The sequence below is a fragment of the Enterobacter cloacae complex sp. 277I4 genome, from assembly GCF_050031465.1.
In the GTDB taxonomy this organism is placed as follows: Bacteria; Pseudomonadota; Gammaproteobacteria; order Enterobacterales; family Enterobacteriaceae; genus Enterobacter; species Enterobacter cloacae.
Genome location: NZ_JBLGWC010000001.1, coordinates 1,057,252 through 1,078,561, shown reverse-complemented (window position 1 = coordinate 1,078,561; position 21,310 = coordinate 1,057,252). Strand labels below are relative to the sequence as shown.

Here is a 21,310-nt window from a genome sequence, read left to right as displayed (position 1 = left end):
AAGCGGGAAAGGATAGTTAAAAAAGTGGGCTGTGGCTTTATTGCAATTTTGTTACATCGATTCCATAACCGCAGCCGCAGTATTGCCAGCCCGTCGGCAACGGGCATCATAGGTCAACGAATGAGCAAAAGGTGTCGAGATGATTAAAGTGGTGCTGGTGGACGATCACGTGGTGGTGCGTTCCGGTTTCGCCCAACTGTTAAATCTGGAAGAGGATTTAGTCGTAGAGGGTCAGTTCAGCAGCGCTGCAGAGGCGTGGCCCGTCCTGTCGCGTAACGATATCGACGTGGCGGTGATGGATGTTGCGATGCCGGACGAAAACGGTCTTAGCCTGCTCAAGCGCCTGCGCCAGCAGCGGCCAACGTTTCGCGCCATCATCCTGAGCATCTACGATACCCCGGCCTTTGTGCAAAGTGCTCTTGACGCGGGTGCAAGCGGCTATCTGACCAAGCGCTGCGGCCCGGAGGAACTGGTGCAGGCCGTGCGCACCGTCGGCATGGGCGGGCATTATCTGTGTGCCGATGCGGTAAAAGCGCTGCGCGGCGGCGAGCCGATGCCAAAAGTGCTTGAGGCACTCACCCCGCGCGAACGCGAAGTGTTTGAACTGCTGGTGAAAGGAGAAAGCGTGAAGGAGATCGCCTATACGCTTGCGCTGAGCCATAAAACAGTACACGTTCATCGTGCCAATGTACTGGGCAAGCTTCAGTGCAACAGCACCATCGACCTGGTGCACTTTGCGCTTGATAACCAACTGCTGACGGGTCACTGATGCGGCGCGCTGTCCGGCATCTGATCCTGTCCCTGTTCATTATGCTGGCCTGGGGAACCGGCTGGCTGATGCTGTGGACGCTGAGTTTCTACCTTACCCACAACGGCCAGCAGGCGGTGCTGTTTCTGCCGCAGGGGGTGTGGCTGGCGCTGATGATTTTACTTTCACGCCACTACTGGCCTGCATTAATTCTTCCCCCCCTTGCCGCCATTCTGTGGCTGCACGGCGAGCAACTCCTCACACGTTATATGATGCTAACTGTGCCGCTTATCGGCATAGTCAGCGCCTGGCTGGCGCAGCGGTACTGGCACCGTTTCCCGCTCTACTGGCAGCGGCTGTCGACCCTGATTGCGGCGGTGACAGTGAATGCCCTACTGCAAACCTTGCTCCTGTCGCCCTTTCTGGACAGCCCGGCCACGCTGCTTTTGCTCGGCTCATTTACGGGTGGCGTGCTGCTTACGCCGTTCGTCTATCTGGTCTTCGAATTTTTACGCCAGCAGCATCGTTACCATCTGCTGGGGCTGGACACCAGCAATCCGCCGCTGCGCACCTCGCTGATTATCTGGTGCAGCCTGTTTTTCATTATCGGCATCGGCACGCAGATGGTGCTCTCCCCGGCGCTGGAGCGGCTGCTGCTGATTATCGTGTTCCTGCCCAACGTGGTGATGGCGTGGAAATTCGGCTGGCAGGGTGGTGTCCTTTCCGGGCTGCTCGGCAGCATGATGATCACCATTGCCCGCCAGGTGGGCGTCGGATTTAGCGACCTTCTCGAACTGGAAATTTTTCTCTCTACCCAGTCGTTGCTGGGGATTGGCCTGGGAATCGCTATCAGCCGCCAGCAGCATCTGGCGATGAACCTCGAACGCTATCGCCATCGGCTTGAGAATGAACTTCAGGCCAGGCGGGCGCTGGCGGAGAAACTGATCCATTCCGAAGAGGACACCCGCAAGCTGCTGGCGCGCGAGCTTCATGATGAGATTGGCCAGAACATCACCGCTATCCAGATTCAGTCTCAGTTGATGAAGCGGACGAGCGATACGCCGCTCGCCATTGAGGCCGCTGGACAGATCAACGATCTCGCGCGGCGTATTCACCACTCCACACGCCAGCTTTTGCGCCAGCTTCGCCCCCCCGTGCTGGAAGAGCTGTCGCTCCACGAGGCTCTGCACCACCTGGTCAACGAGTTCGCCTTTGCTGAACGCGGGATCCGCTGCCACTTTGACTACCGGCTTCCCACGCCGCCGGAGAGCGAAACGCTGGTCTTTACGCTATATCGCCTGCTTCAGGAGCTGCTCAACAACGTCTGCAAACACGCCAACGCAAGCGAAGTCACAATTCTGCTCTGCCAGCGGCACGCGCGGCTGTACCTTGAGGTGCACGATAACGGTAGCGGCATTAGCCCGCAGCAGCAGCCCGGCTTTGGCATTCAGGGTATGCGCGAGCGCGTCTCTGCGCTCGGCGGCGAACTGACGCTGGAATCCCTTCCTGGGACGCGCGTAATTGTTAACCTGCCCACAAATTTGCAACAAACGCCGCTCTGACCAGGAAAAAGTCTTAGTCACTCCAGACTTTGTCTCATCCCATTTATGCCGCACTTCCCTACAGTCATCTCAAACGGAGAACGCCATGCACGCACTGTCTGCTGAAGAGGTTTCACAACGTTACCGGGCGCTGCGCCCCAGGCTGCTCCTTTGTATGGCGATTGGCTACGCCGCGTTTTACCTGACGCGAAAAAGTCTGAACTATGTTTTACCCGCGCTGCAGCTGGATCTGGGGCTGAGCAAGGGCGATATCGGGCTTATCGGTTCGCTGTTTTATCTCAGCTACGGGCTGTCCAAATTCGCCGCCGGGCTCTGGCACGACAGCCACGGACAGCGCGCGTTTATGGGCATCGGGCTGCTGGCTACGGGCGTGCTGAACGTGCTGTTCAGCTTTAGCGATGCGTTCCCGCTGCTTCTGTTTATCTGGACGCTGAACGGCTTCTTTCAGGGCTGGGGCTGGCCGCCCTGCGCCAGGCTGCTGACCCACTGGTATTCGCGTAACGAACGCGGCTTCTGGTGGGGCTGCTGGAATACCTCCATCAATATCGGTGGCGCGATTATTCCGTTGATTTGCGCCGTTGCCGCCCATCGATGGGGGTGGCAGGCGGCGATGCTGACACCGGGGATCATCAGCATCGTGCTCGGCCTGTGGCTGACCATACAACTGCGGGGTACACCGCAGGAAGAGGGTCTGCCCACGGTCGGGGAGTGGCGTAGCGATCCGCTGGAGCTGCGCCAGCAGCAGCAAAGCCCGCCGATGGGGTTATGGCAGATGTTGCGTACCACCATGCTGCAAAACCCGATGATCTGGCTGCTCGGGGCGTCGTATGTGCTGGTGTATCTCATCCGCATCGCCCTGAACGACTGGGGCAATATTTGGCTGGCAGAAAGCCACGGCGTGAACCTGCTTAGCGCCAACGCCACGGTGATGCTGTTCGAAGTGGGTGGGTTACTGGGCGCGTTATTTGCTGGATGGGGATCAGATCTGCTGTTCAGCGGCCAGCGTGCACCGATGATTTTGCTGTTCACGCTGGGGCTGATGGTGTCTGTCGCTGCGCTGTGGCTGGCACCGGTTCATCACTATGCCCTGCTGGCGATGTGTTTTTTTACGGTCGGATTTTTCGTCTTCGGTCCGCAGATGCTCATTGGCCTTGCCGCCGTTGAGTGTGGACACAAACAGGCGGCAGGCTCGATTACCGGCTTTCTCGGCGTATTTGCCTATCTGGGCGCCTCGCTGGCCGGGTGGCCGCTGTCGCAGGTGATTGAACGCTACGGCTGGTCAGGGATGTTCAGTTTGCTCTCGATTGCCGCCGTCCTGATGGGTTTATTACTGATGCCCTTGCTGATGGCGGGCATCACCGCTTCTCGCAGTCACATAACGTCATAAAAAGGGCTGAATAATGAAAACAACGCTTCTCTCTACCCTCATTGCTTCCGGGATCGCACTGGCTACCTTAACCGGTGCCGCACAGGCCAAAGGCCGTCTGGTGGTGTACTGCAGCGCCACTAACGAAATGTGCGAAGTGGAAACCAAAGCATTCGGTGAAAAGTACGATGTTAAAACCTCGTTTATCCGCAACGGTTCCGGCAGCACGCTGGCGAAGGTGGATGCCGAGAAGAAAAACCCGCAGGCCGATGTCTGGTACGGCGGCACGCTGGATCCGCAGTCCCAGGCCGGTGAGATGGGGTTACTCCAGCCCTATAAATCGGAAAACCTGGAACAGATCATGGAGAAATTCCGCGATCCGGCCAAGGTGAAGGGCAACCTCTCCTCTGCGGTCTATGTCGGGATCTTAGGCTTTGGCGTTAACACCCAGCGCCTGAAAGAGAAAAATCTGCCGGTGCCCAAATGCTGGAAGGATCTGACCAAACCGGAATACAAGGGCGAGATCCAGATTGCCGATCCACAAAGCTCCGGCACCGCCTATACCGCGCTGGCGACCTTCGTCCAGCTGTGGGGGGAAGATCAGGCCTTCGACTACCTGAAACAGCTGAACGGCAACGTGTCTCAGTACACCAAATCCGGCATTGCCCCGGCGCGTAACGCCGCACGTGGTGAAACCGCCATCGGCATCGGCTTCCTGCACGACTACTCGCTGGAAAAAGAGCAGGGTGCACCGCTGGAACTGATCTCTCCCTGCGAAGGCACCGGGTATGAAATTGGCGGTGTAAGCATTCTGAAGGGCGCGCGCAACGAAGAGAACGCGAAGCTGTTCGTGGACTGGGTGCTCTCCAAAGAAGCGCAGGAGCTGGCGTGGAAGAAGGGCAAATCCTACCAAATCCTGACCAACACCACAGCCGAGACCTCACCGAACTCGCTCAAGCTCGATGACCTCAAGCTCATCAGCTATGACATGGACAAGTACGGCTCCACGGACGTGCGTAAAGCGCTGATCAATAAATGGGTCAGCGACGTGAAGATGGGTAAATAAGCCCGCGAACAGTGGTCATCGCCCGGCATCATTCATTTGCCGGGCATCCAACACCCGGAAAATTTATGTCACAGACACATGCTCTTCATCCCGCCAAAAAACGGGATGCGGTATTCCTGTGGGTTTTACTCGGCTGGCTGGCCTTTGCCCTGCTGCCGAGCTGGAGCCTTGATTACGGCCTGCTGGAGTCGACCGGGGATGAGATCCTCGACGCCTACGGCTGGTCCCATTTCAACATCAGCTGGCTGTGGTACCTGCTGCCGAGCTTGCTGCTGGTACGCCCGTTTAACGAAGCAAAGCGCGAGCAGCGCAGCCGCCACTATCTTGACGCGGGCTGGGCACTGCTGTGTATGGCGTTCGTGGTCATCAGCGCCACCGTCGAAGGACGCGGTTTAGGCTATGCCACCATCGTGCTGTTTGTCGCCCTGGGCGCCATCATGACGCTGGCCCTCACCCGCCTGGAGTGGCTGGGCGGCGATCGTTTTGTCATCGGCTCGCTGATTACCATCGTAGCGTTGATCGGGATTTTTATCGTCTGGCCGAGCATCGCCATTTTCATTCCGATGTTCACCAACGACGCAGGTGAATTCGCCCCGCTGGCGTTCATGAATGTGCTGTCCCAGGCGCACATTATTCAGGTCATCATCAATTCGATTATGCTGTCGATTGCCGTCGGGATCGGCTGCACCTTCTTTGGGCTGGTGTTGGCGATATACACCACGCGCATCGCCAAACGCAGCGCCATCATTGGCCGTATCTTCTCGATTCTGCCCATCGTTACCCCGCCGTTCGTGGTGGGGTTGGGCGTTACACTTATGATGGGGCGCTCTGGCTATATTACGGAGCTGATGGTGGACTGGTTTGGGTTAACCAACACTAACTGGCTGTACGGCTTCACCGGCATCTGGTTGGCGCAGGTGCTGGCCTTCACGCCGATGGCCTTTATGATCCTCGACGGCGCAATCAAAACCATCCACCCGTCGCTGGAAGAGGCCTCGTACACCCTACGCGCCAGCCGCTGGCAGACCTTTAACGGCGTCTTCGTGCCGCTGCTGAAACCGGCGCTGGCAAATGCGTTCTTAATCGTGGTTGTACAGTCGCTGGCCGACTTCAGTAACCCGCTGGTGCTGGGCGGGAACTTCGACGTGCTGGCCACGCAGATTTACTTCTACATTACCGGCTCACAGTTGGATTATCAGGCGGCGAGTACCCTCGGAGCCTTCCTCCTGCTGTTCTCGCTGCTGGTGTTCTGCATTCAGTACATGTGGATCGGCAAGCGATCCTACGTAACCGTGTCCGGTAAATCGTACCGCGGAGACGTGCAGCCGCTGCCGGTGACGCTGGTGTGGAGCGTGATCGCCCTGCTGGCGGTGTGGATCGCCTTTAACGCCCTGCTCTACGGCAGCATTTTCTACGGCAGCTTTACCGTCAACTGGGGCGTGGATTACACCCTGACGCTGGATAACTTTATCAAGCTGTTCGGGCAGGGGATGAGCGACGGCGCGTGGCCTTCGCTGCTCGATACCCTGCTCTACGCCGGGATTGCCGCGCCGATCACCGCCGCCTTCGGCCTGCTGATTGCCTGGGTTGTAGTGCGCCAGCAGTTCCGGGGTAAAAAGACCATCGAGTTCACTACCATGCTGTGCTTTGCCGTACCGGGTACCGTGGCGGGCGTGTCGTACATTCTGGCCTTTAACAGCGCGCCGGTGTACCTCACGGGCACCGCCGCCATCGTGATTATTTCCATGGTAATGCGTAACGTGCCGGTGGGCATTCGCGCCGGGATCGCGGGATTAGGGCAGATCGACAAGTCGCTGGACGAGGCTTCGCTGAGCCTGCGTGCCGGAAGCCTGCGCACCATCACCCACATCCTGCTGCCGCTGCTGCGTCCGGCCATTTTATCGGCACTGATTTACAGCTTTGTGCGTGCCATTACCACCGTCAGCGCCATTGTGTTCCTCGTCACGCCGGATACCCGCGTGGCAACGGCCTACATTCTGAACCGTGTGGAAGACGGTGAATACGGCGTGGCGATTGCCTACGGCTCGATCCTGATTGTGGTCATGCTGGCGATCATTTTCCTCTTTGACTGGCTGATCGGCGAGGCGCGTATCTCCCGTTCTAAAGCCAAAAACCAGGCATAACACTATGACTGAGAAACATTTTGTTGAACTGCGCAACGTGACCAAACGCTTTGGCGCAAACACAGTAATTGAAAACATCAACCTGGCGATCCCGCAGGGACAAATGGTAACGCTGCTCGGCCCGTCCGGCTGCGGTAAAACTACCGTGCTGCGCCTGGTCGCCGGGCTGGAAAAACCGACCGAAGGACAGATTTACATTGATGGAGAGGATGTGACCCACCGCTCCATTCAGCAGCGCGATATCTGTATGGTGTTTCAGTCCTACGCGCTCTTCCCACATATGTCGCTGGGCGAGAACGTGGGCTACGGTCTGAAGATGCTGGGCGTTTCGCGTCCGGAGATAAAATCACGGGTCAAAGAAGCCCTGGCGATGGTTGACCTGGAGGGGTTTGAAGATCGCTACGTGGATCAGATTTCTGGCGGCCAGCAGCAGCGCGTGGCTCTGGCCCGCGCTCTGATCCTCAAACCCAAAGTGTTGCTATTTGATGAACCGCTGAGCAACCTCGATGCGAACCTCAGGCGCAGCATGCGGGACAAAATTCGCGAACTGCAAAAGCAGTTCAACATCACCTCGCTGTACGTGACGCACGATCAAAGCGAGGCGTTTGCGGTCTCCGACACCGTGCTGGTGATGAACAAGGGCAACATTATGCAGATTGGCTCGCCTCAGGATCTCTATCGACAGCCGGCGTCTCGCTTTATGGCGAGTTTTATGGGGGATGCCAACCTCTTCCCGGCGCGCTTCAGCGAGGATATCGTGGAAATCTACGGCTACCGTCTGCCGCGACCGCTGCATTTTGCTACGCAGGGCGAAGGTACGGTCGGTGTGCGTCCGGAGGCGATTACGCTAAGCCAGCGCGGCGAGGAGAGCCAGCGCTGCACTATCCGCCACGTCGCATATATGGGGCCGCAGTATGAGGTGATTGTCGACTGGCACGGGCAGGAGATTTTACTTCAGGTGAACGCCACGCGCCTGCAGCCGGACGTGGGCGATGCGTACTACCTTGAGATCCATCCGTACGGGATGTTTATGTTGGCGGAGGCTGCGTAATGAAATGCGAAACGGTGACGCGGGTTACCGTTTCGCGTCTTCGCTTTTAATACCATAACCAGGTTTCGGGTAACGTATAAGACCGTTGCAGTAACCCGTGGCGAAAAATATATAAACAAGCAATATAAAAATGCCTGACGTTAAGCCGCTGGCAAACTTTGTCTCTAAGCTTATAGACCTCCTTTTGAGAACAACAAAACATCGTTGCCATCTCTTCGATATCCTTTCCGCACAGAAACGCATTAATTAATGCAACCTCTCTTTCTTCTATTTTTATTCGCACCGGCGGTGACCATTTATCCGGCATTGCAATAGAGATTTTATTAAGGATCATCAGCGATATATTTTCTGGGCTGGCTTTCATATCAACAGTGTCTCCACAGGGTTTTACGCTGAAGGGCAAGCTCACGGGTTGATTCATACAAAGCATAATAGCCTTAGTTCGCTCAAACATAGCCGAGAGAAACCGCCACCCGTGCTCAAGGTCGTTCATCGGCATTCTGCTGTCTACCAGAACCACACACTCTCGATGTGAGGTTTCAAGTAGTGTAAGATCCTGAATATGTTTAAGAGAAATACAGTGTTTCAACCCATGAAAGAGATAACTATCCTGTGTTATCAGAACGTTTAATGGCATGAAATTTACACCCAAATGCATTTTAAAGACAAAAAGACTCCAGCCTCTCAACATTAAGAGGCGGAGATATAATTAAAAAAATAACGGCATCAGTCTGATTTAGCGCACACTAATACCGTACGCCGCAAATCGCTAATGCTCCATATTTCACCCTGTAACTTCCGCACCTTAAATAAAAAGACCTTTTGTGCTGAAGTGAGTTTTTCAGATAAAGAGTCAGGTAGTGTTTCACTAATATTCTTCTCTATCCCTTCTCTTTTAAATTCATTAAAAGAGTGACGGTTATCTCCAGAATAACGCAGTCGGGCATAGCGATCGACGATATAGCGCTGGTTGTTGTAGGTCACGACCCCATACTCGGTAATGTAGCTGAGCTCATCTGGAACGAAGTGAACGACGAGATGGATGTTGGCGACGATCTTGTCATGGTCTTTACCCAGCTCAAGATTCATATCTGCTGTGCAATCCAGCACGCGGGTATCCTTGGGCACATACAGCAACGCACCAATAAATACCGCGATCAACAACATAGCAAGGCTAGCCCACTTTAGTCGAGACGAAGTTTTTACATTCACTAAATTCCCCTTCACTATCGACCGTACATTTTGCGACAAAGATTTCAAGAAGCTCAGTTTTCTCATGCACTTTACTGTCATCGTAAAAAATATAGGCAGGCGTTGAACACTTCGTCAGCAATTTCATCCCGTTTCCTTCAGAGAAATAGTGTTCCACTCTCTTTGCATTCACTTTGCTGTGATAAAAGATCTTGCACTGCTGCACTTGTTTTAAAAGCGTGACATCCTCACGTTTGTCGAAAAAATTGAGATATAAAGCGATTGCTAATCCAATAATAATGAACAACACGCCGGTCCATTTAATCAACCGGGTCTTATGTACACTGGGCTCTTTTTCAGGTTTTGAAATCGCCTGCATCACCAAATAGTCTCTGGACTTTTCATTGACCTGAAGATTTTCCAGCGCCAACTCAAAGCCTTGTTTAGGGACAGTTTTGAGCACATCATGAATTCCAAACTCAGTGAAAATCTTACGCAATATACTGATATTATTATTCAAACTATTACTGGATGGGGTTAATCCAAAATCGCCCCAAACCTTCTGCAAAAGTTCTTCTCTGGTCATTAGCCGGTTATTATTCTCCAGGAGTACGAGAAGAAGCCTGCATGCCGGATTAGAAAGCACATGTTGCGTTTTTCCATCCGACACTGTCCTTTCAGCAACGTTGAAAGAGACATTATTGTTTAATATGAAATGCATAACACTGTCACCAGCTCCAATATTAATCCACACTCTTCATGGCGTTAATGCCGATAGCTAGTTTAGCGTATTGGAATAAAGTGACAAAATACCCGTTCAATTGCGTATCATACTGTCTAGAAATTTTTACTTACGTCATGACAAATTATAATCAACGACTCTCTTATTTCCTGTTTTTCATCTGAAAATGTAACCGTCTGGCGGCAAGATACTCCCGTAACTGCGACTGACTTAATGCGCAGGAAAAGAGATAGCCCTGCTGAATAACAATCCCCATATCGCGCAGCAGCTGTGATTGTTCTGGGGTTTCAACCCCTTCAGCAATGATGCCAAGACCCCGCGCTTTCGCCAGGCCAGCAACCATCGCTGCAATGGATGTTGACGCTTTATCAGAGGAAAGATGCTTAACGAAAAGCTGGTCCACCTTCACCCCGTCCACGCTAAATTGCTCAAGGTATTCCAGATTAGAGCAGCCGGTACCAAAATCATCCAGATAGATCTCGACCCCCGCCAGCTGCAACTTCAGAAAAGCGCCCGTAACCTCAGGCGTAGGCGGCAATGGTTGCTCTTCGGTGACCTCGACCACCAGACAATATTTTTCCAGAGGAATGGATGCCAGAAACGAGAGCGTATCAAACACAAAGCCGGGCTTCGCGACCTGTGAAGAGCTCACATTGAGCGAAAGATGAAGCCCAACAGGCAGCAATGCATCCAGTTCGTTAATATCTGCCGCAACCTTGCGCATCAGGTGTTGCATCATTTCAGGCAACAGACCATTCTCGTCAAATGCGCGGATAAGCGCCAGGGGTGAGGCATTCTCCTCAGAGAGTGACCAGCGCATTAATATTTCCAGCCCGTACAAACGCTGGGTCCGGCTGTTAATCAGCGGCTGATAATAGGGAACGATCTCCCCCATCATAAGCGCGCAGTAGAGATCGATATTGTTCAAGGGCAACGCAGTCATTTTCATCACTCCACCGTAATCAGCATCACAGTGGAGCCCGAAAACTCACCTGCCGCCACGCTGCCATTTGTATGAAGAACTGATTTCACAACGACATTTTCCTGTTCGGCGACGTCCAGAGTGAAGCCCGACGTGCCGAGTACGTTGTCATTCATATAAAGCTCGGAATAGAGACTGCCGTCGTCACGCAGCTGCACGTTGTCTGCGGAGTAGATATACAGCTTGAGCGTCTGTGATGTCGTACAGTTAATACTGACGTTTTCACTGACCTCATGCCCATCAAGCTCCTGACGCGTCAGCGTGCCGTGGTCGAGGGTCAGTACGTCCTGATTGAAATCGCAGGAACCGCTGGGCTGTGGAGCAACACCACAAATACTCCCAGGCATCATAGGGTGGCCCTGAAAAGCGCTTTGGTTGACGTTTGACGCGTTGTTACCAAGGTTTTTGCCCGCTGCGTAAAAAAAACCCACGCACTCTTCCCAATTGACAGCCACACCGCTGTGCCGCGTCGTGGACGAATAAGGGAACGTGAAAATGGTTTTAAACTGCTGACTTACCTCACCCATTGTCTCTGCGGTGATCAAAAACGGATAGGACCCCGCGTCCCAGGAACGCTCTATTCCTGGTCCTGAAGTCCCCGCAACATTATGTCTGTGTCCGATGATCAGAGTACAGGCCGAGAGCTGATAGCATGGATTTGGCGTTGCGTCATTTTCATCCCAGTCAGCAATCGTGAAAGTGTAGTCGTAGCAGGAGTTCGAGCCGCACGATTTGAGGGTGTCGATCCAACTCCAGATTGAGGCTGAAGCGGTGTAACTAAATGCCATGCCGAGAAACAGAAGAAGCGCAAAGAGCATTTTTTTCATGGAGTTTTCTCCTACTGATACTGAATTTTCAGCGTGGCTGACGCGCTAAACACGCCCGTTTCCACGGTTGATGCGCCATCTTTAATCGGCGCGGCCTGCAAAACGGGCACCTCCGGCCAGGTAAACGGCATCCAGGTATTTAGCGGCATCGATTCTCCGTTCATATACAATTTGATCCCCAGCCCTTCGCGGTCTGTGGCCAGATAGTCGTCGCTAAACGAGGCTGCCGCGCCTTCAAACTGCATCTCCAGATCGTTGGAGGTCAGATCTTCGCAGACCAGCGAATAGTCGATGGTTTTCATAAAGTTCTCACCGTCCAGCTGGCGCGCCTGCAGGTTGCTACCAAAATCCACGTGGACGGTTTCACCGTTGTTGATTTCACACACTCCCTCCACGACCACGCCGGTGACGTTTACCGTCAGGGATGACCAGGCCACTGGATTGGCCAGCAACAAAGCGATAAGCAGAGCAAAACGTGAACTAGTCATAATTAAGCCTGAAGTGGATCAGCGCCTGCCATGCCCCCGCCACCAGCGGTGCAGAGGTACGTTCCGGCGTGAGATAATAAAAAAGCGTGTTGTCATCTGACTCCAGCAACAGCGGATGCCCCTCATCGTTAAGACGAACCGAACGGTGCAGTCTGTCGGTCAGGTGTAGCCCTAACCCGCTGGCCCCGGTCACGCGGACCAGGCCCGGATTAAACAACTCTCCCGGCGCAACAAAGCTGACCGTGACCGAAGGCTGATCCCGACTCCAGAGCAAATCGCCGCTCCACGCATCGCGTACTGAGGTGGGTGATGGCATACAATCCTCCAGATGGATCTCCACCCGCACCGGCGTACCCTGGTCGCCTGGATTTTTAAGCGCACCCGTTGCCGTCGTCCCCATGTCCACCTCCTGCCACGCGGAGTCCATCTCCAGACGGCAGGCGCTTTCCGTCAGCGCACCGCGCACGTGCAGCAGCCCATAGTTGCCATCGACCAATTCGTCCGCGGCATTTAGCGATCCTGCCAGCAGCATCAGAGCGAGCCCGCTCCCCTTTTTCCAGTACGCGATAGTCATGCCACTCTCCCGACGGTTATTTTTTCTTTTCCTGCGGAACGGCTTTGCACTCGTTGCCGCCACAGCTGAAGATCAGCTTTGCGCGGCCACCGAAGTCGTTGACGTAAGTCAGCACTGGTGCGCTGCCGAGCGCAGCAGCAGAAGGTGTCAGCACCAGCTGACCTTTCGGCTCAACCATAATCGGCTTGAAGCCTGCCGCCGCTTTGCCAGTGAGCGTCGAAGACGCATTCACCAGCGAGATGTAATACGGCGTCGGATTATTCACGCGGTATTTATCCCCTACCCGCGTCAGGGTCAGCTGTTCCTGAAACGGCGTGGAATAATCGGCACGCTGCACTTCAATAGCGGCCGGGCGATAAAAGAGCTTGATGCGGGTCTGGAGCGCCAGTTGCAGCGTATTAGGCTTGCTGCTTTTGGGCGGGATCTCGCGCAGATTGAAATAGAACAGCGACTCCCTGTCCTGTGGCAGGCGCTGGATCCCCGCGGTGGATTGCACCTTGATCTGACTCTGCTCGCCTGGTTCAATGCGCTGAACCGGCGGCAGCAGCACCAGCGGATCGGTGATTTTTTTACCCTGAGCATCTTCCACCCATCCCTGCGCCAGATACGGCAGTGTTTTATTTTCATTGGTCAGGCGCAGGCTGACGGATTTTGCCGCGCCGTCAAAAATCACCCGAGTTCTGTCCAGCGATATGGCGGCTGTCGCCACGCCTGAAACCATCAGTGCCAGGCCCGTCAGGGCGGAAATTCGCACAATTGTCATCTTGATTAACTCATCTCGTTGTTCAGGCCGGTTATTCCGGCGCACAGGTTAAAAGCAAATTCTCCAGCACGGCTGGCAGCACGGCCGGCAGGTTTACCACGCAGCGGGCTTGTCCATCCCATTTGACGGTCATTTTGCCGTTTGGCTGAATGCCGCTTAGCCAGACGCTTCCTTCGTCATTCACCACCCCCGTTTCCTGGTTTTTCTCGTTCATCACCGAGGCCCCAAATGGCGGGAAGCTCCCGTCAGCCTTGCGGATAAAGGCCATCGCTTTACCACCTGCAATCACGTCAAACTGTCGATAGCCGATCGCCCCTTCGGTGAGCGTGGCCTGTGAGACCGATCGGGTGACGTCAGCGTTTTCATCAAGCTTGTCAACGTCAATGCGGATCGGATTGCGGTAGTAGCTGTTCACATCGCCAATCACCGCTTTCCCGAATCGGTTGGTTTTCACCGAGGCGCCGAATCCCTTCACGGGCACGCCGTCGACGCCTGCGGTATCCACCAGTACGCGGCTGCCGCCCCGCGCGTTCGAGCGGTGCGCTGCGCCCCCTTCGGTGGTCAGGGTCAGACCGCCGGTCACGTTCATGCCCAGCGCGGTATAACTGCCGGACTGATAGCTGGCGTTGGTCTGTACCTGCGCGCTATCGCCCTGCCAGGTGTAGTAGCCGTACGCCGTCGGGCCGCTGCGGGAAAGGCCGCTGCTGACCTGGAAGCTATTGTGTTCATCCACCCGGCCGTAATAGCTCACGCGATGTGTGTTATCGGTGCGGTTAATTGTGGCGCCATAGCTGAGCGAGGTGCCGTTACCTATCGGCAACGACACGGAAATGTATGCCCCGTCGTCTTTCAGGGAGTAGTACTCGCTGCGGTAGGCCGTAAGCGATACGCTCATGTTCTTGAATGGACCGAGATCGACATAGCGCGATAGCGACAGGCTTACGCGATCGTTATCCGCGCTGTTCCAGTAGGTCTGATGGCTGTAGTTGAGGTAAGCGCTCAGCCCGACATCACGGAAGCGTTTGTTAAACGACACCGTGTATTTTTCTTTCGGGCTGTGCGACGTGCCGCTGCCGTAGCGGGTATCGAGGTACTCCGACATACTCATAAAGTCGCGTTCGGAGAAACGATACCCGGCAAAGGTGACCTGGCTATCGTACTCGTCGAAGGTTTTTGAGTAGCTCACCCGGTAAGAGGTACCGGACAGCGTTCCTTCAGAAGGCAATACCGCCCGCGACTGCGTTACGTCGAAGGCCAGCGCGCCGAGGATGAAGAGATCGCGCCCGATCCCCACCGACAGGGCATTATAGTCACCGCCGATCACCGAGCCGCCGTACAGCGTCCAGCCGTTGGCCACGCCCCAGGAGATTTCTCCCGAGGTGAACATCGGCCCGATCATGCTGTGCCCCCACTCGGAGGGTTTACCCGCTGCCAGCTTGTAGCGCACCGCACCCGGGCGCGTCAGGTAGGGAACCGAAGCCGTCGTGACCTGAAAGACCTGCACGCTGCCGTCCAGCTCTTCCACCCTTACGTCGAGCGTGCCAGAGATGGCATCATTCAGTTCCTGAATACGAAATGCCCCGGCGGCCACCTGCGTTTCGTGTATTACGCGTCCCTGCTGGCTGATGGTCACTTTACCGCCTGAACGGGAGATCCCCGTCACTTCTGGCGCGTAGCCACGCAGGCTCGGCGGCAACATGCTGAGATCGGAATTCAGGCTAACGCCGCTAAAGCGGAAGGTATCGAAGATATCGGAGCTGAGGTAATCTTCCCCCACCGTCAGCTTCGCTTTCAGTGAAGGAATGGCGCGGTAGAGGTAGTAACGGCTAAAGGCGAAATCCTTGTCCGTTTTCCCGTCACGCTTGTACCAGCTGGTCTGCCAGTCGGCGCGGGCACGCCATGGTCCCAGGTTGGCCCCCAGGACCCCATTCCCGCTGATATTTTGGCTGTCTGAACCGGTTTTATTCTGCTGCGCCTGAACATTGAGGTTGTAGTCGGCAATCACACCAGGGATACCCTCATCCCAGCGCGAAGGCGGATCCCAGTTTGGCGCAGTGTACTCCAGCCACGCCTGTGGGATCGCCAGATAAAGCGTGTCCTTTGCAAGGTCGACGCGCATATCCAGCCCTTCGAGACTGGCTTTGTCCAGACACTCACCGTCGCGCAGCCAGCGAAGATCGTCCATGACGCTGGCCTTCAGGTTGAAGCGAGAGAGCTGCTCTGGCGTCAGGCAAATCAGGCTGTCCCGGCCGTTTTCACCCTCGGGATAGACCACAATTCGCTCTTCGCGCAGGATGTCTTTGTTCACCATGATGCTGAAGGTGTAGTCGCCGGGCATGACGTAGCCTCGACGCGAAAAGTGGCTAAGATCGATATTGCTCTTGTCCTGCGTGTCCAGCACGTCGGTATTGAACTGAATATCATCGTCGGCCCAGCTTTTCGCCACCGGCACGATTAAAGCCAAAATCAGCACGCTGAGCGTTGAGCGTCGGAATGTCCGTATCGTTTTTTTCATCTCAGTAGTAATCCATTCTGAAGCGGATCAGAGACTGGTAATCCCCGGCTTTAAGCGGCTGTCCGTTGCTGACAAGCTGAAGCGAATAATTCAGGTTCATACTGCCCGCCGTGACCTCTCTGGCGGGAAACGCCACACCAGGCGCGGCGATATTGCCGTCAATATCGCGGATCGCCAGTTCAATGCCCTGCGCGTCTCCATGTACTGAAAATCGCTCTGTGCCGATCATGGGCTCGAACGTTATCTGGTAGTACTCGGAGTCATATTTGCTGTTCCCGGGTGTTGGCAGCATCAGGCAATTAATTAAGCGAACGGTGAAGGCACGGGTGGGGCCGTAGCCTTTAGTCGCAATTTCCGACACGGGTGTATCGCCCATATCAATCGTTTGATCACGGCTATCGAGATCAATTGCACAGGGTGTGTAGAGCACCGCCCCCTGAATCAGGACGGCACCCTCCCCCTGGTTTGCAGCGAATAAAGGCAGGCAATAACCAGACAGGAGAAAAGGGAGTGTTTTAACTAATTTTGTTGTATTCGAAAATATATAACCCATAGCAAACCCTTTTCACTTATTCAGTCGGTATCGAATATCAGACGGCCTGCAAAGGCCGTCTGACGAATCATCGAAATAAGGTCAGGGCTTATTCGTAAGCCAGAGTCCAGTTAGTCACAGCGGTGAAATCACCTTCGGTTGGTGCTTCTCCACCGATGATGTATGCGGAATAGGTCAGAGTGTTGTCGCCATTAACCACGTTCTGTCCACTCGTGGCTTCACCCAGGGTGATAGTGTTGCTGTCGCCATCGGTCATCACGATGCCAACATCGGTTGCATTACCGGTTACGCCCAGTACTGCACCGTCAACGCTGGAATCCGCGCCGGAGAAGGTAGTGGTCACAGTGGTAGCGGTCTCAACAGAGCAGTTTTCCAGGTGAATGTAAAACGGAACCGGCGTAGAGGTACCGCCGTTCGCCACCGCGGAACTGGAAACCTGGCCGAGGCTAATGGTCTGATCTTCATCACCTGCCGCGATTGAACATGGCGCATCGATAACGGAACCGGTGAAGGTCACAACGCCGCTACCCTGGTCAGCCTGAGCACCGAAAGCAGCCATACCAGACGCCAGAACCAGTGCAGTAAAGAGTTTGTTCATTTTCATAAATATCGTCCTGTAAATTAAGTGAATGACACACACATAAGATTTGTGATGGCTGAATTTGGGCAATAGACGCCCCGCCCGAAAATTGGGCTTAATTAAATTATTCAGCAATCAAATAATCTCTTAAACATCATCATCAGCAAATTCAGTTGAACTTACGCATATCTCCCTGCGCTTCGCTGATGCAACAAATAATAACCCGACGATGAAAAAACAAAAGGCAAAATAAGCCATCAGATCAAAAACAAAAGACATTCTCAAATAAGAGATTTAATTAGAATAATAAAAATGAATTATACATCGATTAGTTTTTTATACTTCATTAAATGATAGTGATAGATTATCATTCTAAAGCTTAATCTTTTAACCCACACCAACAGTCATAAACACGAGATTATCAAAGTAGATTTGTTGCTGGAGTGTGAAAATTAATTACATAAACTCAAAAAGTATCTGTGTCAGGAGACAATATCATTCGCACGCGAACAGAAATTATCTAGTTGGGATAGGCATCTGAATTTGTCAGAAAGAAATAATGGGAAGGGTATAAAGAGAATTATTCCCGGCCTGCATAACTGCTGACCGGGAATCAGGATTATCGCTGCGCGTTAAGCTCAGCAATATCTTTCGGCGTGGTGCGACAGCATCCACCGATTAATCTGGCACCGGCCTCCAGCCACTGGGGCAAATACCCCGCCAGCGTCTCGCACGCTTCACCGTGATGGTGCCAGGTTTTGGTCACCGCATCATAATGCTCGCCCGAGTTCGGATAGACCACCAGCGGCAGTGCCGTCAGGCTGTGCAGGTGTTTCAGCGCCGCGGTGGTGTTTTCCAGCGCGATACAGTTGATGCCCAGCGCCACGACCTGCGAATTATCTTTCAGGGCCGCGACAACTTCCAGCAGCGGTGTCCCGTCGCTCAGGTGCTCGCTGTCGCGCAGGGTAAACGAGAACCATGCCCGGGCGCGGGGATACTCAGCCACAAGTGCTGCCAGCGCCTTGATCTCCTCAAAGGAGGGTAGCGTTTCGCAAGCCAGCAGATCCGCCCCCGCATCCAGCAACGCCTCAATGCGCGGACGATGAAACGCGGTAAACTCTTCGGCGCGACGCACATAATCTCCGCGATACTCAGAGCCATCCGCCAGATAGGCGCCATACGGCCCAACGGACCCCGCCACCAGCAGCGTGCCCGCATGCGGATTTTCCGCCAGATACGCTTCACGCGCCTTACGCGCCAGCTCCACGCTTTTGCCGATCAACGCGCGGGACTGCGCCTCATCCAGACCGCGCGCCGCAAAGCCCGCAGGCGTGGCCTGATAGCTGGCGGTGATCGCCACCTGCGCACCCGCACGGTAGTAGTCGAGGTGGACTTCACGGATAAGCTCCGGGTTTTCCATCAATACTTTGGCAGACCAGAGGTTGTCTGCCAGGTTGCACCCGCGCGCTTCCAGTTCAGTTGCCATTGCGCCATCCAGCACCACAAACGGCTGCTTTTCAAGGAGGGCGGTAAGCGGATTATTCTGCGACATGTTCAGGCTCCTGCGATGTCAGGTTTCGGGTCAGGTAGTAGGCACCATAACACAGGGCGACGAACGGCAGGCCACAATAAAGGGCAATGCGCTGGCTCGGATCAAACCACAGGCCGATACATGCCACCACGCAGAGGATAAACCCGAGCACCGGCACCAGCGGATACCACGGCGCGCGATAGTGCAGAGCAGACAGCGGCTGTCCGGACTGCAGATGACGACGACGGAAGACAAAGTGCGACGCGCAGATGCTGATCCATACCGCCACCACCGCAAAACCGGAAATGGCCGACAGCGCCACAAACACCGTGTCTGGCGCAACCACGCTTGAGAAGAGCGCCAGCACGCCACCGAGCATGGAAACGGAGAGCGCCGTCAGCGGCACGCCGTTTTTATTGACGCGGGCAAAGCAGCGCGGCAGCGTTTTCTCGTTAGAAAGCGACCACAGCATGCGCCCTGAGGCGTACAGTCCGGAGTTTGCCGCCGAGAGGATCGCTGTCAAAATCACAAAGTTAAAGATATCTGCCGCATACGGGATCCCGACTTTTTCAAACACCAGCACAAACGGGCTCTTTTCCACCCCGGCCTGCTGCATCGGGATCAGCGCCGCCAGCACAAACACGGTGCCGATAAAGAAGATGATCAACCGGGCAATGGTCGCGCGGATCGCCACCGGAATAACCTTATGCGGGTTTTCCGTTTCGCCCGCCGCAATGCCGATAAGCTCGGTGCCGGAGAAGGCAAAGTTCACCGCCACCATGGTCATCAGGATCGGCAGGCCACCATGCGGGAACCAGCCTTCAGCGGTAATGTTGCTCAGACCCGGCGCAGGCGAACCGTCCTGCATCGGAATAAAGCCAAAGATCGCTGCGCCGCCAAGAATAATAAAGGCGATGATGGTGATAACTTTCACCAGCGAGAACCAGAATTCGCCCTCGGCAAAGAAACGCGTGGAGATAACGTTAAGGCCAAAAATCACCACGCAGAAGACCACGCACCATACCCAGACGGGCACCTGTGGGAACCAGTACTGCATACAGAACCCGGCGGCGGTAAAGCTCGATCCTAGCGCCACCGTCCAGGTGAGCCAGTACAGCCACGCCACGGTATAGCCCGTCGCCGGGCCGAGGTAACGAGCGGCATAGACGTGAAACGCGCCGGTTTCCGGCATCGCCACCGACAGTTCGCCCAGACACTGCATCACCAGCCAGACCACCAGTGCGCCAATGAGATAGGCCAGCAGCGTGCCTGCTGCCCCGGTTGTCGAAATGATATAACCGGTATTAAAGAATAACCCTGTGCCAATCACGCCACCCAGCGAGAGCATAATCAGGTGGCGTGTTTTCATGGTGCGCTTTAGCTGCCCATTTTCTTGTTGTGTTTGCATATTACCTTCTATACGTATGGACATCTAAACATCCAAAGAAGGTGTGTTATACCGCGATTAACATAAAAAAGCTAGACGACCAGACGCAACCGGGCGCGTCGCGCACTGAGTCGGGGATGGGTTGTGAGGATCACATACAGAATCGGACGCCAGGCCATAAGCACCTCCGCAAGCAGATACTTACAGCATGGCGCGGACGGCTGTGATTCTGGCTCAGACAAAAGTTGTATCTTTCCCCTACCAGCTAAACCCTCTGCATGCTTCGCGCAGGCGAATCAAAAACTGGCGCGCGTTGGTGGTCATCGCCGACTTTTGCGACCACACCGCGCAATACTGCGCCGACGGCAGTTGGGTGATGGGCAACGCCACCAGCTTGTCATCAAGCTGTAGCGGCTGACACATCGCCCGCGCGACCACCGTCAGATAGTCCGCGTTAAGCACCATATTCAGCCCCGTGATGACGGAATCGGTGCGCAGTGGGGTGATATCCACCTGTCGATAAAAATGGCTGAGCTCATTTTGTAGCTGCTGGTAGTAGCCCATGGATGACTCCGGCAGTAGCCATTTAGCCTGACGCAGCGCCATCAGATCGCGGGCTTCTGCCAGTGGGTGCCCCTTGCGCGCGATGATGCAAAACGGCGAGGTAAACAGCGGTTCGATCATCACCCCTTCCGGCGGCGCCATCGGATCCACCGAGCCGATAGCCATATCTATTTCACCGTTTCGTACGCCAGGCAGGAGCGAGGAGAGCTGCCCCTCCTTCACCGTCAGCAAGACCTGGGGCAGCGTTTTCTTGAATGCCTCGGCCACATCGGGAAAGACGGTCAGCGCAATAAGCGAAGAGAACCCCACCGTCAGACGCCCGTGAGTAAAATGGTTAATCTGCTCCACTTCATCCGCCGCACGCCGCAGCTCTTCAAGCACCCACTCCGCCCGTTGGGAAAACGCCATTCCCGCCTCGGTAAGGGCAATCCCCTCTTTGCTGCGCAATAAAAGTTGGGTGCCTAAAGTTTGCTCAAGCTCACGCAATGTACGGCTCAATCCGGGCTGCGAAACGCCCAGTTCCCGTGCGGCCGAACGGATACTGCCGCTGCGAGCCACCTGACGAAAGGCCTGAAGATGGCCGAGTTTTGGCAGATATTTCATCGCTCGCCCTATAACAAAAAAGCATCACCTATAGCAAAATTATATCTTCCCGCCTGTCTGGTAAACCCCTAGA

The 21,310-nt window shown here is 54.8% G+C and carries 20 protein-coding genes; 6 read left to right on the top strand and 14 right to left on the bottom strand.

The window, feature by feature from the left end; genetic code table 11:
* The first annotated feature begins 139 nt into the window (after positions 1 to 139).
* From ACQG19_RS05025 to fbpC, 6 genes are all read left to right on the top strand, one after another.
* Positions 140 to 769 (top strand): response regulator transcription factor, encoded by a 630-nt coding sequence (locus tag ACQG19_RS05025; RefSeq protein ID WP_013095792.1) that lies wholly within the window; start codon positions 140 to 142, stop codon positions 767 to 769.
* On the top strand, positions 769 to 2,310 hold the full coding sequence (locus tag ACQG19_RS05020; RefSeq protein ID WP_038982880.1) for an MASE1 domain-containing sensor histidine kinase: 1,542 nt from the start codon (positions 769 to 771) through the stop codon (positions 2,308 to 2,310). The genes ACQG19_RS05025 and ACQG19_RS05020 overlap by 1 nt, the downstream gene beginning before the upstream one ends.
* A gap of 85 nt (positions 2,311 to 2,395) precedes the next feature.
* Positions 2,396 to 3,697 (top strand): MFS transporter family glucose-6-phosphate receptor UhpC, encoded by a 1,302-nt coding sequence (gene uhpC / locus ACQG19_RS05015; protein WP_100168805.1) that lies wholly within the window; start codon positions 2,396 to 2,398, stop codon positions 3,695 to 3,697.
* Positions 3,698 to 3,710: 13 nt separating this feature from the next.
* The gene (locus ACQG19_RS05010) at positions 3,711 to 4,742 is read left to right on the top strand and encodes an ABC transporter substrate-binding protein (RefSeq protein ID WP_013095789.1); all 1,032 of its coding nucleotides are present in this window, start codon (positions 3,711 to 3,713) and stop codon (positions 4,740 to 4,742) included.
* Positions 4,743 to 4,807: 65 nt separating this feature from the next.
* Entirely contained in the window at positions 4,808 to 6,886 is a 2,079-nt protein-coding gene (locus ACQG19_RS05005; protein WP_151347684.1) for an ABC transporter permease, read from the top strand.
* 4 nt (positions 6,887 to 6,890) lie between these two features.
* The gene (gene fbpC, locus ACQG19_RS05000; protein ID WP_038982882.1) at positions 6,891 to 7,937 is read left to right on the top strand and encodes a ferric ABC transporter ATP-binding protein; all 1,047 of its coding nucleotides are present in this window, start codon (positions 6,891 to 6,893) and stop codon (positions 7,935 to 7,937) included.
* Positions 7,938 to 7,983: 46 nt separating this feature from the next.
* Here the strand turns inward: fbpC and ACQG19_RS04995 are convergent, their stop codons facing one another.
* From ACQG19_RS04995 to ACQG19_RS04930, 14 genes are all read right to left on the bottom strand, one after another.
* On the bottom strand, positions 7,984 to 8,430 hold the full coding sequence (locus tag ACQG19_RS04995; protein ID WP_222169003.1) for a hypothetical protein: 447 nt from the start codon (positions 8,428 to 8,430) through the stop codon (positions 7,984 to 7,986).
* Positions 8,431 to 8,663: 233 nt separating this feature from the next.
* A complete protein-coding gene (locus tag ACQG19_RS04990; protein WP_072193804.1) occupies positions 8,664 to 9,104 on the bottom strand; it encodes a hypothetical protein in 441 nt (146 codons plus the stop codon).
* Positions 9,105 to 9,111: 7 nt separating this feature from the next.
* A complete protein-coding gene (locus ACQG19_RS04985; RefSeq protein ID WP_038418769.1) occupies positions 9,112 to 9,849 on the bottom strand; it encodes a winged helix-turn-helix domain-containing protein in 738 nt (245 codons plus the stop codon).
* A 163-nt stretch (positions 9,850 to 10,012) separates the two neighbouring features.
* A complete protein-coding gene (locus tag ACQG19_RS04980) occupies positions 10,013 to 10,813 on the bottom strand; it encodes an EAL domain-containing protein (protein WP_038420889.1) in 801 nt (266 codons plus the stop codon).
* Between the two features lie 5 nt (positions 10,814 to 10,818).
* Complete coding sequence (locus tag ACQG19_RS04975) at positions 10,819 to 11,679, bottom strand: hypothetical protein (protein WP_246932699.1); 861 nt, start codon at positions 11,677 to 11,679, stop codon at positions 10,819 to 10,821.
* Positions 11,680 to 11,690: 11 nt separating this feature from the next.
* Positions 11,691 to 12,167, bottom strand: coding sequence for a fimbrial protein (locus ACQG19_RS04970; protein WP_013095780.1), 477 nt, complete (start codon positions 12,165 to 12,167; stop codon positions 11,691 to 11,693).
* The gene (locus tag ACQG19_RS04965) at positions 12,160 to 12,741 is read right to left on the bottom strand and encodes a fimbrial protein (RefSeq protein WP_222169002.1); all 582 of its coding nucleotides are present in this window, start codon (positions 12,739 to 12,741) and stop codon (positions 12,160 to 12,162) included. The genes ACQG19_RS04970 and ACQG19_RS04965 overlap by 8 nt, the downstream gene beginning before the upstream one ends.
* Before the next feature lie 16 nt (positions 12,742 to 12,757).
* Positions 12,758 to 13,504 carry a fimbria/pilus periplasmic chaperone gene (locus ACQG19_RS04960; protein WP_013095778.1) on the bottom strand — a complete coding sequence of 249 codons (747 nt, stop codon included), beginning with the start codon at positions 13,502 to 13,504 and terminating at the stop codon, positions 12,758 to 12,760.
* Positions 13,505 to 13,535: 31 nt separating this feature from the next.
* Positions 13,536 to 16,019 carry an outer membrane usher protein gene (locus ACQG19_RS04955; protein WP_062729908.1) on the bottom strand — a complete coding sequence of 828 codons (2,484 nt, stop codon included), beginning with the start codon at positions 16,017 to 16,019 and terminating at the stop codon, positions 13,536 to 13,538.
* A 1-nt stretch (position 16,020) separates the two neighbouring features.
* On the bottom strand, positions 16,021 to 16,572 hold the full coding sequence (locus ACQG19_RS04950) for a fimbrial protein (RefSeq protein ID WP_048970425.1): 552 nt from the start codon (positions 16,570 to 16,572) through the stop codon (positions 16,021 to 16,023).
* An 88-nt stretch (positions 16,573 to 16,660) separates the two neighbouring features.
* Positions 16,661 to 17,176 (bottom strand): fimbrial protein, encoded by a 516-nt coding sequence (locus tag ACQG19_RS04945; protein WP_013095775.1) that lies wholly within the window; start codon positions 17,174 to 17,176, stop codon positions 16,661 to 16,663.
* Between the two features lie 595 nt (positions 17,177 to 17,771).
* Entirely contained in the window at positions 17,772 to 18,704 is a 933-nt protein-coding gene (gene mmuM / locus ACQG19_RS04940; protein ID WP_013095773.1) for a homocysteine S-methyltransferase, read from the bottom strand.
* Positions 18,691 to 20,091, bottom strand: coding sequence for an S-methylmethionine permease (mmuP, locus tag ACQG19_RS04935; RefSeq protein ID WP_013095772.1), 1,401 nt, complete (start codon positions 20,089 to 20,091; stop codon positions 18,691 to 18,693). Before mmuP ends, mmuM begins: the two co-directional genes overlap by 14 nt.
* Positions 20,092 to 20,328: 237 nt before the next feature.
* A complete protein-coding gene (locus ACQG19_RS04930; protein WP_013095771.1) occupies positions 20,329 to 21,237 on the bottom strand; it encodes a LysR substrate-binding domain-containing protein in 909 nt (302 codons plus the stop codon).
* Between the last annotated feature and the right edge of the window lie 73 nt (positions 21,238 to 21,310).